General features: G+C 63.2%; 14 protein-coding genes. 5 read left to right on the top strand and 9 right to left on the bottom strand.

Annotated elements, in window-relative coordinates:
• From AC1D00_RS04835 to AC1D00_RS04825, 3 genes are all read right to left on the bottom strand, one after another.
• A partial coding sequence (locus AC1D00_RS04835; protein ID WP_477009861.1) for an ABC transporter substrate-binding protein occupies nucleotides 1-1,020 on the bottom strand: 1,020 nt, incomplete at its 3' end.
• A 125-nt stretch (nucleotides 1,021-1,145) separates the two neighbouring features.
• Nucleotides 1,146-2,378 carry an HlyD family secretion protein gene (locus tag AC1D00_RS04830; RefSeq protein WP_477009862.1) on the bottom strand — a complete coding sequence of 411 codons (1,233 nt, stop codon included), beginning with the start codon at nucleotides 2,376-2,378 and terminating at the stop codon, nucleotides 1,146-1,148.
• Nucleotides 2,371-2,805 (bottom strand): hypothetical protein, encoded by a 435-nt coding sequence (locus AC1D00_RS04825; protein ID WP_404559143.1) that lies wholly within the window; start codon nucleotides 2,803-2,805, stop codon nucleotides 2,371-2,373. Before AC1D00_RS04825 ends, AC1D00_RS04830 begins: the two co-directional genes overlap by 8 nt.
• 180 nt (nucleotides 2,806-2,985) lie before the next feature.
• Between AC1D00_RS04825 and AC1D00_RS04820 the strand changes: the two genes are divergently transcribed.
• Entirely contained in the window at nucleotides 2,986-3,438 is a 453-nt protein-coding gene (locus AC1D00_RS04820) for a hypothetical protein (protein ID WP_135178370.1), read from the top strand.
• A gap of 42 nt (nucleotides 3,439-3,480) precedes the next feature.
• A complete protein-coding gene (gene ppk2 / locus AC1D00_RS04815) occupies nucleotides 3,481-4,281 on the top strand; it encodes a polyphosphate kinase 2 (RefSeq protein ID WP_135178371.1) in 801 nt (266 codons plus the stop codon).
• A gap of 94 nt (nucleotides 4,282-4,375) precedes the next feature.
• On the opposite strand, the gene AC1D00_RS04810 is transcribed toward ppk2, so the two are convergent.
• The 6 genes from AC1D00_RS04810 to AC1D00_RS04785 form a co-directional block, all read right to left on the bottom strand.
• The gene (locus AC1D00_RS04810) at nucleotides 4,376-4,846 is read right to left on the bottom strand and encodes a hypothetical protein (RefSeq protein WP_404557901.1); all 471 of its coding nucleotides are present in this window, start codon (nucleotides 4,844-4,846) and stop codon (nucleotides 4,376-4,378) included.
• Nucleotides 4,847-5,014: 168 nt separating this feature from the next.
• Nucleotides 5,015-5,449 (bottom strand): hypothetical protein, encoded by a 435-nt coding sequence (locus AC1D00_RS04805; protein WP_135178373.1) that lies wholly within the window; start codon nucleotides 5,447-5,449, stop codon nucleotides 5,015-5,017.
• A gap of 32 nt (nucleotides 5,450-5,481) precedes the next feature.
• Nucleotides 5,482-7,182 carry an aspartate:alanine exchanger family transporter gene (locus AC1D00_RS04800; protein WP_477009860.1) on the bottom strand — a complete coding sequence of 567 codons (1,701 nt, stop codon included), beginning with the start codon at nucleotides 7,180-7,182 and terminating at the stop codon, nucleotides 5,482-5,484.
• A gap of 12 nt (nucleotides 7,183-7,194) precedes the next feature.
• Nucleotides 7,195-9,948 (bottom strand): decarboxylase, encoded by a 2,754-nt coding sequence (locus AC1D00_RS04795; protein WP_404557903.1) that lies wholly within the window; start codon nucleotides 9,946-9,948, stop codon nucleotides 7,195-7,197.
• Between the two features lie 196 nt (nucleotides 9,949-10,144).
• Entirely contained in the window at nucleotides 10,145-11,836 is a 1,692-nt protein-coding gene (locus AC1D00_RS04790; protein ID WP_477009859.1) for a SulP family inorganic anion transporter, read from the bottom strand.
• The gene (locus AC1D00_RS04785; RefSeq protein WP_404557905.1) at nucleotides 11,833-12,516 is read right to left on the bottom strand and encodes a YoaK family protein; all 684 of its coding nucleotides are present in this window, start codon (nucleotides 12,514-12,516) and stop codon (nucleotides 11,833-11,835) included. The genes AC1D00_RS04790 and AC1D00_RS04785 overlap by 4 nt, the downstream gene beginning before the upstream one ends.
• 142 nt (nucleotides 12,517-12,658) lie before the next feature.
• Here AC1D00_RS04785 and AC1D00_RS04780 point away from each other — a divergent pair, with 142 nt between their 5' ends.
• From AC1D00_RS04780 to AC1D00_RS04770, 3 genes are all read left to right on the top strand, one after another.
• Nucleotides 12,659-14,347, top strand: a complete 1,689-nt coding sequence (locus AC1D00_RS04780; RefSeq protein WP_477009858.1) for an aspartate:alanine exchanger family transporter — start codon at nucleotides 12,659-12,661, stop codon at nucleotides 14,345-14,347.
• An 11-nt stretch (nucleotides 14,348-14,358) separates the two neighbouring features.
• Nucleotides 14,359-15,252 carry an alpha/beta hydrolase family protein gene (locus AC1D00_RS04775; protein ID WP_477009857.1) on the top strand — a complete coding sequence of 298 codons (894 nt, stop codon included), beginning with the start codon at nucleotides 14,359-14,361 and terminating at the stop codon, nucleotides 15,250-15,252.
• Nucleotides 15,253-15,411: 159 nt separating this feature from the next.
• A partial coding sequence (locus tag AC1D00_RS04770; RefSeq protein ID WP_477009856.1) for an invasion associated locus B family protein occupies nucleotides 15,412-15,659 on the top strand: 248 nt, incomplete at its 3' end.

Genomic DNA, 15,659 nt, shown 5'->3' with positions numbered 1-15,659 from the left:
CGGCAAATCACTCTCGCTGATGCCCCAACGCTGCATCTCGCGCCAGTCGTATCTCGGCGCGGCAAATCCGATCGGTTCGATCTTGATGTCGCCCGGCCTCTCGCCCGCGAAGATTCGGAGCGCCACGCTGACAGTTGCCTTGCTGGACTCGGATATCGAGTGCATCGGGCCGCCGACGGTTTCACGACCGAAAAATGCTTCCAGGTAAGAGAAAATCGGCGCGTTGGCGACGGCGTGCAGCCTGCGCAAGGCCAGATCGCCTTCGTGGGCGACGCCGGCACCGTCGACCGACATCAGTTGCCAGAACAGCACCGTATGCGGAGGCAGCGCGGAGGCACGCTTCAATATCTCCTCGAACGACAGGTCTGCGTACCAGATCAGTTCGAACCGGTTCTCGAATGGCTTGACCTCCCGTTTGAGTTCATTGAGCCAGAACCTCTCGATAGGCGATGCGCCGATGACCACGGCAATTGTCCGGGTTTCCGGCAACACCTGAAGAATGCTGCCGAAGAAGGCTCCGAAGTCGTTACGCACGGGAACGACGACGTCGTTTTTGGCCATGGCCGCCCGGTTCACCTGCCGTTCCTCGACCGCCGTCATCACCAGCGGCGTATCCGGGAAAAGCTGCTCGCGATATTTCTGGACGAAGCGCGCTGCCGGTGCTCCGAGAGTCATCACCATATCGGGCGGGCTAGTGCGGTACAGGGAGCGCAGATAGTCGACAAACGGCTCTTCAGGTCCTGGGTTGTTGAACCGGGCCGTCAGCAGCGCGTGCTCCTGGATGTCGAGTGGAAACGCGGATTGCTGTTCGAACTCGGCCTTGATGCTCCGGGCATATTCGCTCCAGGGCCGGAAGTCCCGACCAAAGGAATGGAGCAGCAGGAGCCGTTTGGGTACGTTGTGATCGGCGGCAAGGGCCGCCGGCAGCAGAGCGGCCCAGACCAGCAGACATAGACTGAACCGTGCAACGACGATCAGCCAGCTCGACTTGATCGGGGCCGTAGCGATGCGCCCGCTCATGCTTTCTCCAGGACAGTAGCCGCCTACTGGCCACACTCTAGCGCAAATTGTCCAGGCGCCAATCGTCCTCGCGCCATCGCATCAGCAGCGCGTGGTGACCCGGCCGTAGGCGTCCACGCCCCGCATCAGTGCCCGCTCAGGACGAGCGTCTTGATCGGCAACAGCAGTGCCTGGATACGTAACAGCAACGCGTGCACGAGGCCGACGCCATCGACCACATGCAGCGCGATCTTGCGGAAGGTGCCCGTGTCCTTTGCGCTGATCTCTTCGTGATTACTGGTATAGGCGTTCACGATGCAGCTGCTGCCCGCCGTCACGCCGTCGAGGCCGCCTTTGTAGAGCGGTTCAAGAAAGACCAGGATGGTACCGGGACGAGCGATGTTTTGCGGATCGATCAACTGCTCGCCGGAGCGGAACTGGCCGGCGGCAATGTAGTCCTGCACCGTCGTGATCACCATCGGGATGATAACCCAGGGCTTTGACATGCAGGTCGCTTCCGCCAYCATCCCTTCCTTCATCACCTGCGCCTCGATCTGGCCGAAGCCCGCCTGTAGGGCCCCGCGGCCGGCGCCTTCCGGGATCAGCACGCCGGCCGGCCGCATCAACTGGTTGACGACATCGCCTGGGCGAACCAGGAACTGCTCGACGCGTCCGTCGACGCCGGCGCGAACCGTTGTCTTGTCAAGATCGACCTGGGCCTGAGCCAGCGCTGCCTCGGCGCTCGCCTTTTGTGCCGGAATGAGCGTCGTTACCTGCAAGCTCGCCGATTGCTTTACGGCTGTCGCCGCGTCAACGCCGGCCTGGCGCTGATCGACCAGCACCTGGAGCTTCTCGATGTCGCGCTGCGGAACGATGCCGGGATTGCGGCGCTGCAGGTCGGACTTGGTGTCGAGCTCATCCTTGGCTTGCTGATAATTGGCTTTAGCCTCCTGGATCTGGGCTTCGGCCCTGACCACGTCGGATTGCGCCGCCAACATGGACGCTTCGACCTCGGCGACCTTGCGCGCGGCGGTCTCGAACGCGGCCCGCTGCCTGGAACTGTCGAGCGTAAACAGCACGTCACCCTGCTTCACCGGTTCGCTGAATCCGACCTTCACCTCGGCCACCCGCCCTGACCCTTCGGGGAGGATGGGCACGGTGCGGAAGTAAAGTGCGGCCGAAGTGGTGGAGGGATGGAAATAGAAGATCATCGTGATCAGCGAGACCGTCAGCATCAGGCAGCCGGTAATGCCCCATCTGAGCTCGTACCAGACCGAGAAGAAGGTGATCTCCTTGCCGAAACGCTTGCCCTGGGCATAGCGGCGGTAGAGGTAGTCGGGCAAAATCGTGAGGAGCGAGCAGAACATGAGCTCAAACATGGCTGCGCTCCTTCTCCTTCGCGGGCCCCGATTGTCCGGGCGGCGATAGACCAGTCTCGCGAACCGATGAGGACTCCGCCAGCGCGTCCCCGGCTTCAACCGGCGTCGCATCGGCGATCTTTTCGACGGAGTCCGCAATGCTGCGCAGCGGCGTGCCGAAATCAGGAAGATCGATGAGCGCAAGCAGCAGGCCCGCGACCCAGAAGATGTGCATATGGGTAAAGAGCGAAATCAGGCCGAGTACGGCGACGAATTCGAATTGCAGCTTCTGCGACTTGTGCGCCATCCGCTCGGGCAGGCTGTGCAGTTTCCAATAGAGCGTGCCAACCCACAGCACGGTGCCGATCAGGAAGATGCCCATCACGACCATCAACGTGTCCACCCCGCTTCCCGGCGCGAGATAGAACGGTAGATGATGCGGGGCCATCGGATGAAGCTGCTCGCTCAACGGTCTCTCCTCTTCGGCCCGCGTGTTCACGTCAATGCGGCGAATGCAGTGTCGGTACCGGGTCTTGCAATTGCTTGATCTGAATCAACGGACCTGGAGCGGCCCTACCTAGCCTCGCATGAAAGCTGATGCACAACAGCCCAACAGGAGCCGCCCGCCATGCCCGGCATCGATGACCTGATCCCCAGTGCCACGCAGATCCGCAAGGAAGCAGCCCTCAAGGAGGCCGAGAAGGCGGACGAATATGCGCGGCTTGCCGCCGCCGCCGAAGCCGAGAAGCGGGCCCTGATTGAACGCCTCAGCAAGCCCTCTGGCAAGACCGAAGAGGAGAAGGTCAAGCTCGCCTCGACGATCATCCAGCGTGCGGTGCGAAACGGCTTGACCGAGGTTCTGGTCTACCGCTTCCCCAACACGCTATGCACGGACAAGGGCCGCGCCATCAATCAGATGGAGAAAGGCTGGGAAAGCACATTGACCGGCATCCCGAAAGAGATCTTCCAACTCTGGACCGACCATCTGAAGCCACGCGGCTATCGCATCGCCTATCAGATCATCGATTTTCCCGGCGGCGTGCCGGGCGACATCGGCATCACGATTTCCTGGGGTGATTGAGCGCGGGACCGCCGCGTGAGACCTGACGGCGAAAGGGCGAGCATGGCCAAGGACAAGCCTGCCGAGCGGATGAAGCGCAAGGACTACGAGAAGGAATTGGAGAAGCTCCAAATCGAGCTCTGCCATCTCCAGGACTATGTCCGAGAGAACAAGCTTCGCGTCATCGTGCTGTTCGAGGGCCGGGACGCGGCCGGAAAGGGCGGAACGATCAAGGCCATCACCGAGAAGGTCAGCCCGCGCGTGTTTCGCGTGGTTGCGCTACCCGCGCCGTCGGACCGTGAGAAGACCCAGCTCTTCTTCCAGCGTTACATGGAAAAGTTTCCCGCGGGCGGCGAGATCGTGATCTTCGACCGAAGCTGGTACAACCGCGCCGGCGTCGAATATGTCATGGGCTTCTGTACGCCCAAGGAGCACGATCGTTTCCTGACGCTCTGTCCCCAGATGGAGAAGTACGTCATCGACGGCGGAATCATGCTGGTCAAGATCTGGCTGGAGGTCGGGATGGACGAGCAGGACCGCCGCTTCAGGGCCAGGATCGATGATCCAGTACGGCAATGGAAGCTGAGCCCGATGGACCTGGAATCCTATCGGCGCTGGTACGAGTATTCTCGGGCCCGCGACCTCATGCTCAAGCGGACGAGCACAAAGCACGCGCCATGGTACATCATCCGTTCCGACGACAAGCGCCGGGCACGGCTGAACTGCATCGCCCATCTGCTGAAGGCAATCCCCTACAAGCGTATCAAGAAGGACAAGGTCAAGCTGCCGCCGCGCTCCGACAAGGGACGCTACAATGACCAGGCCGGCCTGCGCGGGATGAAGTTCGTCGCCGAGCGATATTGACGAGGATCGGGCCGCGCGATGACGCGGCTCGATCGCTCGACGCCAGGACCCTCACTGCCAACGGACCACCGTCCCGACCGTCAGCAGCGCGTTCTCAGTATGGATACTGGTTAGGATACTGCGGACAGACCCAATTGCCGTAGGTGTCCTGATAACAGCCATTATTATTGTAGTTGTTGTTGTAGTATCCATAGGCGCCGATTGCGGCGGCCCCGGCGGCAGCACCGTAGGCTGCGCCGCGGTAGCCGTACCGGGGATAACCAGCGACCGGACGGCCTGGCCGACCCGCAACGGGGTAATCTGGACGGCCCGGACGACCGGCGATCGGATGGCTCGGTCGTGGGCCTCCGACGCGATAGCCGCGTCCGCCACCACCGTGGATCCGGCCGGCGTGAACCGCGCCGCCACGATAGCCGCCACCGTGGAAGCCCCCGGCCCGCATGCCTCCTCCACCGCCGCGAAAACCGCCACCACCGCCACCGCGACGGGCGTAGGCATCATCGGGAATGAGCGTAGCGGTGAGAAGAACGAAGGCCGCAACAGCTGCGAGAAGATAACGAAGCATGGCTAGTCCTCCCTCGATAGTGGGGGTGCCGTGATCCGCACTTCGACGATGCCTCGCGAATCGCGGACGGCACCCAATAGCATTCCGAGCGGCGGTCTCCTCCGCTTGGCCTGGATGAGAGGAGCCGTCACGCATCGAGCCGCGCTGGGCGGTCCGACCGCTTCGCGTCTATTTCAAACGTATGGTCACGCCTCCCACGGCAGCAGACACTTCGGCGCCGACCTTCGGACCGCTGAGCTGCAGGATCACGCCGTTGGCGTTCTGGAGTTGAACGGCTCCCGCACCCGCCGCAATGGCGCCGCCTGCTCCGCCCACCGCGTAGGATCCTTCGATGGATGCCGGTCCCCTCAAATTGAGGGCGCGGCCAACCAGCTTGGTGGTCGAGGCGCCGATCGTGAAGCCGACGCTCATGCCGGATACGGTAAAGGGATATTTCTTGCCCCGAAGGAGCAGAACACCTTCGCCACCGCCGACGCCGACAATGAAGCCGCCCTTGGTGAAGACAACTGCCACCTGCCCGGTCTCGGCACGCGACGGCGTGCTGAAACCGGCGACGATTGCGAGCGAGGTAGCCAGGACTGCGCCGATAGCAAGCTTTCTCATGACGTCGAGTTCCCCTTTGATTGTCGCGCCCGTTATTGAGCCAGGATCATTGCGAAGTAGCCGAACACGGTGAGCAGGATGCCCGACACGGCATAGGCGACCGGGAATCCAATCCAGGGCACCGTGCTCTGGATTTCTACCGCCGCTTCACGACATGGCCCGGAATGCGACCGAGCGCCGGCAACGCCGCCCATCAACACGGCCGGGTTGATCTTGAAGATATGGAAGCCAATCGCCCAGACGATGAACGGCGGGATCGTGCAGGCGATGAAGCCCGCGAGGAAGATTTTCAGAGCGAGCGCACCCGTGAGCTGGGCCAGCAGACCGGCGCCGGCGTTGATGCCGACGATGGAGACGAAGACGACGAGACCGAGATCCTCCAGCACGTTGCGCGCCGCGTTCGGCGTGTTGCCGAAAAATCGCAACCGCGACACGATCGAAGACACGATTACGCCGGACAGCAACAGACCGCCAGCATTGCCGAGGCCGATCTTGGCGCCGAAGGCAGGAAATTCGATCCGACCGATCAGGAAACCGAGGATCATGCCCGCGGCCAGAGTCAACAGGTCGGTCGAGGTGTTGGTGCGCGCGATACGGCCCCACATCTCGCCGAGCTCGTTGACGGCCGACTTCAGTCCGACGACCGAGATGATGTCCATCCGCTCGAGCTTGGTCTTGAGACCGGCCGGGATCTGAACGCCGCCGCGTTCGACCTTGGTGACCTGCAACTGGCCGGCAATGGCTGTTTCCCGGAAAGACTCGAAGGTCCGGCCCACCACGTCCTTGTTGGTGACGAGGATTTCCGCCTGGTCCATGGGAATGCCGAGCGTCGTGGCATCGGCGACCTCGGGACCAATCAGGCCCATTTTCTCCGTGAGGTGCTGCGTCGCGCCACCAAGTGCGACGATGTCGCCCTTCTGCAGGACGAGATCGGGATCGGCACCCAACGGCTCGCCGCCGCGCCCGACGTTGACGATACGATATTCCGGATTGCTCTTGCGGAAGCCCGCAATGGTCAGTCCGATCTGGGCCGCATTTTCCAGCCGGTAGGCGCGCAGGCCGAATTGGCGGAAACCGGTCAGGCCACCACCCTCGAGATCCTTGACGCCAAAGTCCTTCTCGTACTTTTTCGCCGCCGCCTTGGCGTCGATGCCCCACCAGCGCGGCAGGTATTTGCAGATCAGGATGATACCGACGGTGCCCCAGATATAGGTGATGCCGTAGGATAGCGCGATCATGCCGGTCGCGTCCTCGGGCTTCATGCCCTCAGGCAGCTTGACCACGCCCGAGGTGATGGCCTGTTCAGCCGAGCCGATCGCAGCCGACATGGTCTGCGACCCCGCCAACATGCCGCCGGCAGCGCCGGTCGGGAGATCGAAAAGCTTTGCGAAAATGACGACCAGCGCGAGACCGAGAATGCTCGACACCACCGCCAGAACCACGAACTTGATGCCGTCGCCCTTCAAACTGTTGACGAAGGACGGCCCGACACGCAAGCCGACACCGTACATGAAGAGGTAATAGAACAAGCTTTTGGCGAAATTGTTCAGCTCGAGCTTCACGCCGTAGCTCGAAGACCAGACCGCGAGCCCCGCGCCCACAACGATGGCGCCGGCGACCATGCCGAGGCCATAACCCTTGATGTTGGCCCGTCCGATCCAGACCGCGAGCCCGACGACGAAGAACAGCAACAGAAACGGATTCTGCTGCAGAAAGGTGAAAAAGCCCAGCATGTTCGTCCCCTGTTATGAGGCGGCCTTCAACTTAGGCTGCGCGCCGGGCTTGGGCCGGCCGATCTTCGCCAAGGCCTCGGCCCGCACGAGCTTCAGGCCTTCCTTGGCGTCGTAGCCATGGATTTCCTTCACATCGAGCTTGCGCATGAAGTCGATGGTTTCCTGGGTGATGACCTGGCCCGGCACCATGATCGGGAAGCCCGGCGGATACGGGATCACGAAATTGGCCGAGACGAGCTCGGGCCCGGCCTTCAGCCGCCGGTCGATCTCGGGATCGTTGAGGCGGATATGCTCGCAGCCCGCGACGTTGTAGGCGGCATAGAAGCCGCTGCGGATGTCGCCTTCGTTGGTCTTGGTGCCGGCATCGCCGCGGAAGCTCGGGTGGAAATGCGAGAAGTTCGGCAAGTCAGGCACGTCGGTCATCAAGCTCTTGACCCGCGCCTCGAAGGTCTTCTTCGCATTGGCACCGCCCTGCGCAAGCCCGCGATCGACCTCGCCCGCGATCTCGGCGAGAACGCGGATGAGATGCGCGACGTCGCTGCGGGTGTTGTTGATGTTAGACTGGACGAGCACCGAGTTGCGCGAGGTCTTGTTGACCTGGATGTTGTACTCGTTGGCTAGGATGCCCTTGAACTGGGTGCCATCGTAGCCGGCCATGCCGCACACCAGCGTCATCCGGGTCGGATCGAGGCAGAACTCGTCCTCGTCCAGGCTCTTTAGCATATTCGCCCAGTTGACGCCCGGTGCGAGATAGTCGGTGAAGCCGCTCTGGCGGTATTGCGCCGGCACCATGACGTCGGCGCCGAGAATGCGGAAATACTTCGAGAGCAGCGGGTTGTTGTTGACGGCATGGCGGATGGCGAGCGCGATTTCCATCGCGTTGGCGACAAGACCGTACCCCTCCAGCTCCATCTGACGCCGCGAGATGTCGAGGCTGGCGATGAGCTGCTGGTTCGGACTGGTCGAGGCATGGGTAAAGACGGCCTCCTTGAACTGCTGCTCGACCGTGTGGAATTCGACGTCCTTGACCGAGAGCATGGAGCCCTGCCGGATCGCCGACATCGACTTGTGGGTCGAGTTGGTCTGATATACGCGCAACCGGATCTGGCGCGGATCGGGAATTAACCGCGTCTTGAGCAGCACCTCGTTCGACGGATTCTTGCCGAGCTCGGCCTGCTGTTTCTCATAGGCCGCGATGGATTTTGAATCGTGCATCCAGGCCTCGATCTCATTAGCCGCTCCCATCGCCGTTCGTCGCCGCAGGAAAGGCGAGAAGCGCGCGAAGCCGAACCACGCTTCATCCCACAGGAAGATCAGATCCGGCTTGATGGCGAGACATTCCTCCATGACCCGGCGGGTGTTGTAGATGTGGCCATCGAAGGTGCAGTTGGTGAGATCGAGCATCTTGACGCGGTCGAGCCGGCCGTCGGCCTTGGCACCGAGCAGCGCCTGCTTGATCGTCTTCAGCGGCACCGCGCCATACATCGAATATTCCGTCATCGGGAAGGCTTCGACATAGAGCGGCTGCGCGCCTGCGAGCACCATGCCGTAATGGTGCGACTTGTGGCAGTTGCGGTCGACGATCGCGATGTCGCCGGGCGCGAGCAGCGCCTGCACCGCCATCTTGTTCGAGGTCGAGGTGCCGTTGGTGACGAAGAAGACACGGTCAGCGCCGAGCGCGCGGGCGGCTTTTTCCTGCGCCTTCTTGATGGTGCCGGTCGGTTCCAGCATGCTGTCGAGGCCGCCAGTGGTGGCGCTGCTCTCGGCCAGGAACAGGTTCGCACCGTAGAACTCGCCCATGTCGCGGATCCAGTCGGACTTGAAGATCGACTTGCCGCGGGCGATCGGCAACGCGTGGAACGTTCCGATCGGGCGCTGCGCGTATTTCTTGAGATTGTCGAAGAAGGGTGTGTCGTAACGATCCTGGATGCCTTCGAGGATCGACAGATGCAGTTCCAGCAGCTCCTCGACCGAATAGAAGATGCGGCGGACGACGCTGGCTTCTGGGTTGCCGGCCAGTTCCTCGACGTCGCGATTCGAGATCATGTAGAGATCGAGCTCGGGCCGGACCCGCTTGATGATCTGGGCAAGCCGCAGCGCGGAAGCGTCCGACTCGTCGTTGAGGCCTGCCGATGCCGTGATCGAACGGAGCACCGGCGCATTGTGACGCGAACGCAGGCCAAAACCCTCATTGATGATGACGGCCGCGATGTTGGGATTGAGCATCGTCGCGCAGAAGGCGTCTTCGAGGCTGCCTACGATGACGGGCTCATAGATGAAGGCATCGACCGGGCGCCGCAACTTGCGCCATTCGGCGGCGAGCGCCGGCCATTGGCCGGGTGCCACCCCGGTGACGATGAGGGTCTCGAAATAGGGCCTGCGTGTCGTATGCGCGCCAAAGGTCGGCGGCACCAGCTCGGGCACATCGCCATTGCCTTCCTCCTTCGTGCTCCAATCGCCGGCGTGCTGACGGAAGGATCTTGTCGTCAGGGCCACGGTAATCCGGGTCGCAAGGGCAAGCGAGGTTGCTGCATCGCCAGCCGCGGCCGCCTCCCGCAAGGCTGCCATCAGCTGCAGGCCAGGATAGCCGTGAAATTCCTCCGTCACGGAGAGATCGGCCAGCGCCGCATCATACTTCGCACGATCTCCGCCGCGGGACCATGCTTTGGCCGCCTCAACCAGATCGCGCCAATTGTCTGCCCGTCCGCCGGGCCCGGAGAAGAACTGATCGATGCGCTGCTGCGCAGGCTTGGCGTCCTTGGGCATGTCTTTCCCCATCCTTGGAGGCTCTTGAGGCGAAGATGATGACGGATCGTGGGTAGTGCGCGGGGGGCTCCATTGATCCAAGTCAACGGTCCGTATGAAATCAGCCGGCCTGCGAGCGGCCTGCACGCTTCGCGATGCAACACGAAACGCCTGACTGAACGAAAGTCGCGCCGGAGATCGGCAAATGTCCCGGACACTACCTGGCCTGGTTGTCGCCGAGCACGCTGTCGAGCGACCGCAACCATTGCCCGCTGTCGGTCCTTTCGGCGAGCCCCTCGGCACGCAGCAAGTCGCGCAACTGCGCATGCGCGCCGACGATGCAGAACGCGACATGGCGTGACGCAAGTTCGTCGTAGAGATTCCGCAGCATATGCGCGCCGGCCAGATCGATGTAGGGCGACGCCGAGAGGTCGCAGGCAACGAGCCTGACGTCCGACGACCTCTGGAGCGCATTCAGCACGGCCTCCAGGATCGTCTCGGCATTGATATAGAGCAGCGAGGCTTCGGGGCGGAACGCGATGACCCCGACCAGCGGCTCCACGTTCTCATGCCTGGCGCTGTCGGAATACCGGCCACTGCCCGGGAGCTTGCCGAGGAACGCCACATTCGGCTGTGACGCGCGCGCCAGCAGCAGGAAGATGGAGGCGATCGACGCCAGCAGGACCCCCTGCAGGATTCCGAGCAGCAGGACGGATACCAATGCGATGGCCGCCGCGTAGAAATCAATGCGGCTGACGCGCCACATCCGCACCAACGTGCGGATGTCGACGAGCCGGTAGACGGCGGCAAAGACGATGGCGGCCAGCACCGCCTTGGGCAGATTGGTCAATAGCCCTGCGAAGAACAACAGGCACAGCGCCAGCGTCACCGAGCAAATGACCAGCGCCAACGGCGTGCGAGCGCCCGCGCTGTCGTTGACGGCGGATTGCGACAATCCGCCTGCCACGGGATAGCCGTGACCGAAGGCCGCGGCGAGATTGGCCGCACCGAGGCCCAGGAACTCCTGCCTGACGTCAAGGCTGTCACCATGCTTGGCGGCGAAGCTCCGAGCTGCCGAAACGCCCTCTATGTAGGCGAGCAGCACGCATCCGGCGGCAAGCGGAAAGAGATCGTCGAACTCCAGCAGGCCGAACGTGGGCAAGCCAGGCACCGGCAGCCCCTGGGGGATTTTTCCCGTCACAGGCACGCCGAGAGCCGGCAGGCCGAGCGCGGTTGCCACCACGATCGCCAGCGCCACAACCGCGATCCCGACCGGCTTACCGGGGAGGAGCCGCTCGCCGGTCAGCAGAAGCAGGAGTGCCACCATACCGACGACGAGGATCAGCGGATTCACGTCGCCGAGCTGCCCGGCGAGCTTGATGCCGCGTTCGAAGAAGTTGTGGCCGCCACCGGCAACACCGAACAGGCTTGGCAACTGACTCATGATGATGGTGAGCCCGGCGCCAGCCTTGAAGCCGACGAGAATGCTGTCGCTGACCAGACGCACAAGGACGCTGAGCTTGCACAGCCAGGCGATGAGGCACAACACTGCGACCGCGCAGGCGGCAAGACTTGCGATTTGCCCATAGCGCACCGGATCGCCCGCGGCGAGCGGCCCGACCGTGCCCGCGATCATCAGCGAGATTGCCGACGTCGGACCGACCGCAAGCTGGCGCGACGAGCCCAACAAGGCGTAACCGATGCCGCCGAGCATGTAGCCGTAGATCCCCACCTGCGGCGGCAGCCCGGCCAGCGCGGCGTAGGCCAGCGATACCGGAATTGCGTAAGCGGCAAGCGTGACGCCGGCAACTGCATCCGATGGCAGCCACGACCTGCGATAGGTCGCAAGCCAGCTCGACGGCGGAAAGAACCGCAACCAGCTCCCCAGCGGCCCGGACGGAGCGTTCATGGGCTGGCCTCGCTGCGCTTCACCTCGCAGCGCAGCAACACGATCAGCAAGGCGATCACGGGGATGCCGAGCGCCAGGTTCGGGAAGGACTTTGTCGCGAAGGCCCCGACGGCTGCTCCCACGCCGAACATGACGCACAACGCAGCAAACATGCCCGAGCGGCGAAGCGGCCCCGGCTGACCTCCGCCGACGACCGCTGCAAACGCGCCCTCGATCGCCTGACGCATGTTGCCGGTGATCATCACCGAACTGTAGACCACGCCTTCGACCTTGGTGAAAACTGCGGTCTGCATCGCCGCGACGAAGGAAATGCCCAGCGTGCCTGCAAGATCGGGCATCCGGTTGTGCAGGATTCCAATTGCGATCAGAAGCATGATCTCGATCAGCGTGCTGATGACGCTGGCCCGATCTCCCGTCGCGTGGCGCAGCCAGGCCGCAACCAGGACACCGATCGCAAATGACAGGATCGGCGGCACGAAATGAAGCGCCGCGGCCCAATTGCCCACCGAACCATAGACCCAGAGCAGGACCAGATTGGCGGTCTGGGCATTCGCCATGACGCCGTGGATCATCCAGGTGTAGGCGTCGAGATAGCCGCCGGCGAAGGCGAGCAGCAACGCGACCTCAAGCGTCTCATCGCGCCGCAACGATGCGCTCGCAGCTAGATCCAGAGTGCTCATTTGCGGATTTCGGATGTCGCAGATGCTGCATCAACCAAAAGACGCCGCGGCGATGATCGCTTGGGATTGATCTAAATCAAGCGGTTGCCCGGTTCCCGGGAGCGAATTCGACGTCCTTCATTGCGCCCGGGGAGTTGCCATCATGGACACTGTCAGATGGATCATTTCCACGGCTCCGGAGATCTTCCTGCTGCTTGCGGTTGCCATCGGCACCTTGCTTGGGCGCCTCAAGATCCACGGCTTCGCGATCGGCACCACAGCCTGCATCCTGATCGTGTCCGTCCTGATCGGACAACTCGGCACCTTTACGTTCCCCGCGCTGCTGAGGATCGTGCTGTTCAGTCTCTTCGTGTTCACGATCGGCTACAAGTCCGGACCAGAGTTCTTCGCCTCGCTGAGTGTCCGCACCCTGGCCCAGGTTGCCATGGCGCTCGTGCTCGGCGGGACCGGTCTCGTGATCGTGCTGGCCTTTGCGTTCGTCTTCAAGCTGGATCCCGGCACGGCATCCGGGCTTGCGGCTGGCGCGCTGACGCAGTCCTCCGTGATCGGCACGGCATCGGGCGCGCTGGCTCAGCTCGGATTGCCGAAGACCGTGCTGGAGCAACAGGAAGCGAATATCGCAGCGGGATATGCTGTCACCTACGTGCTCGGCTACATTCTGACGCTGCTCTTCGTCCCCTTCGCGGCGCCGAAACTGATGGGGGTCAATCTCAAGGACGAGGCGAAAAAGCTGGAGACCGAGCTTTCAGGCGGCGCGCCGCCGAAGACCGAGAACCTGTCTTATCGCAAGTTCCAGGCTCGTGCCTACCGCGTCACGGCTGCGGCCGGCCGAACCGTCAAGGCGATCGAGGAGGATATCGGCAGCCGCACGGTGATCGAGCGAATCGTGCGCCAGGGCGCCGATATCGAGCCGCGCCTGGACACCGTGCTCGAGACCGGCGACGACATCGTCATCGCCGGTCGAACTGCTGCCATTGTCGCCGCCAAGCCGATCATCGGGCCCGAGATCGATGCCGACGAGATCCTGAAGGCGATCCCCGGCAATGTGCTTGATGTGCTGGTCGACAACCGCAACCTCCACGGCCGATCCATCCGGGACGTGGCCGATCGCATCGGCGGCGATGCACGCGGTGTGTTCTTGCGCGCCCTGACGCGGCATGGGCGCGAAGCACCGCTGAGCGCCGATACGCGCATCTATGTCGGCGACGTCATGACACTGGTCGGCAGCACCCACAACATCGAGCGCGCGGCGAAGCAGGTCGGGCAGATCGTGCGCTCCGGCGACCGTACTGACATTGCCTTCCTTGCGGCGGGCATTGCCGCCGGGCTGCTGGCCGGGCTCGTCAGCTTCAAGGTCGGCGGCATCGCCCTGACGCTCGGCGGCGGCGGCGGCGCACTGATCGCGGGCCTCCTCTGTGGCTGGCTGCGCTCGCGCCGGYCGACGATGGGCGCAATGCCGCCGGCCGCGCAGCAGACGCTGAGCGATCTCGGCCTCGGTGGATTCATCGCGGCGATCGGCCTCGCCAACGGTCACGCCGCCTGGGTCGCGATCCAGGCGCATGGCCTGTTGCTGGTCGGCATGGGCCTCGCGGTCACGCTGGTGCCGCTGATCGTCGCGACGCTGTTTGCCTATCACGTCCTGCGCATGAACCCGGTCATCACCTGTGGAGCCCTCGCCGGCGCCATGACGGTCGATGCGGCCGTGACCGGGGCTTGCGAGATCGCCGAGAGCCAGACGCCGGTGCTCGGCGTCGCCGTGCCTTACGCCGTCGGCAATGTGGTTCTGACCGTGCTCGGGCCGATCATCGTGGCCTGCACCTTCGTTGGTTGAGGGAGGAAGGAATGCGGCCCCGGGCATGGATCCAGCGGCTACTGGTGGTCGCGCAGCTGCTTGCGTCTTTCTTGATTGCACCGTCGCTGGCCGACGATCAGGCCACCTCGCGCAGCATCCAGGAGGAAGTCTGGGCGTTGCCGCTGGCGTTGCCGATGTTCGCCTATGTGGTCCGCCCCGTCGGCGATGGCCCGTTCCCGCTCGCAATCATGAACCACGGCGTGTCGCTCGACCCGATACAGCGCAGCTTCTTTCCACTCGTCGAGTTCCGCGACRCGGCGAAATGGTTCGCAAGGCGCGGCTACTTCGTGGTCGCGCCCGTCGGCACCGGTTACGGCGCCTCCGCCATCGATATTCCCGAGCGCGGGCTCTTTGGACCCTTCTTTTCCAAGGTCGGCAAGTGCGCCAATCCCAATTTCCGTGACGCCGGCCTCGCGGTGGCACAGGTCGACCTCTGGATCATCGATTTCCTGGCCGCCGAAAAACGCATCACGCCGAAGGATGTCGTCGTTGTCGGTCAGTCTGCGGGCGCCTGGGCATCCATCGCGCTTTCCAGTCTGAACCCGCCGCAGGTCGGAGCCATCATCGCCTTCGCCGGCGGCCGCGGTGGGCGTGTCGGCGGCAAGCCGAACAATAATTGCGCCCCGGACAAACTGGTTGAGGCGACGATGGATTTCGGCCGCACCTCGCGGGTGCCGATGCTGTGGATCTATATCGAAAATGACACGTTCTTCGGCCCCGCACTGTCGAAGCGGATGCATGAGGCCTTCACCTCGGCCGGCGGCAAGGCGCAATACCATCTGGTACCGCCGTTTGGCGATGAAGGGCATTTCTTCATCGGCTCGCCGAATGCCATTCCGATCTGGTCCCCGCTCGTGAGCAGATTTCTCGACGAGCTCAAATAGACGACGCAATCGATTTCTGGAGGCGACACAATGGCACGCCCACATCGCCAATCCATCCGGGTAACAAGCAATCACGCGACCGCACTTTTCGCGCTTCTGCTGCTGGTCGCCACCGCCACCAGGCCGGCCTTCGCCGAGATTTCACCGCGGGGGCAACGCATGGCGAGCGACATCAAATATGGCGACTGGCGAAAACTGTGCTTCAAGCCGGGCGGCGCCAAGGCGGTGTGCCGGACGTCGATCACCGGCACGTTCGACACGGGGCAGACGGCAGTTCGGCTGGACTTGATCGAACGTGAGGGCGACCACACGGCACGGCTGCAGATGTTCGTTCCGGTCGGCATGTTCGTCCAGGTGCCCGTCAAACTCAGGGTCGACCAAGGCAACACCTATGCCGTGCCGTACAC

Source organism: Bradyrhizobium sp. P2_E8 (assembly GCF_056403875.1).
Note: the sequence above shows the minus strand (reverse complement) of the source record. Positions and strands in the feature narration are given on the sequence as shown.

Bases quoted from the DNA above. Each gene is read 5' to 3' on its own strand.
- AC1D00_RS04825 (WP_404559143.1), bottom strand. From the start codon at position 2,805: ATGGCCCCGCATCATCTACCGTTCTATCTCGCGCCGGGAAGCGGGGTG.
- AC1D00_RS04820 (WP_135178370.1), top strand. From the start codon at position 2,986: ATGCCCGGCATCGATGACCTGATCCCCAGTGCCACGCAGATCCGCAAG.
- ppk2 (WP_135178371.1), top strand. From the start codon at position 3,481: ATGGCCAAGGACAAGCCTGCCGAGCGGATGAAGCGCAAGGACTACGAG.
- AC1D00_RS04810 (WP_404557901.1), bottom strand. From the start codon at position 4,846: ATGCTTCGTTATCTTCTCGCAGCTGTTGCGGCCTTCGTTCTTCTCACC.
- AC1D00_RS04805 (WP_135178373.1), bottom strand. From the start codon at position 5,449: ATGAGAAAGCTTGCTATCGGCGCAGTCCTGGCTACCTCGCTCGCAATC.
- AC1D00_RS04800 (WP_477009860.1), bottom strand. From the start codon at position 7,182: ATGCTGGGCTTTTTCACCTTTCTGCAGCAGAATCCGTTTCTGTTGCTG.
- AC1D00_RS04795 (WP_404557903.1), bottom strand. From the start codon at position 9,948: ATGCCCAAGGACGCCAAGCCTGCGCAGCAGCGCATCGATCAGTTCTTC.
- AC1D00_RS04790 (WP_477009859.1), bottom strand. From the start codon at position 11,836: ATGAACGCTCCGTCCGGGCCGCTGGGGAGCTGGTTGCGGTTCTTTCCG.
- AC1D00_RS04785 (WP_404557905.1), bottom strand. From the start codon at position 12,516: ATGAGCACTCTGGATCTAGCTGCGAGCGCATCGTTGCGGCGCGATGAG.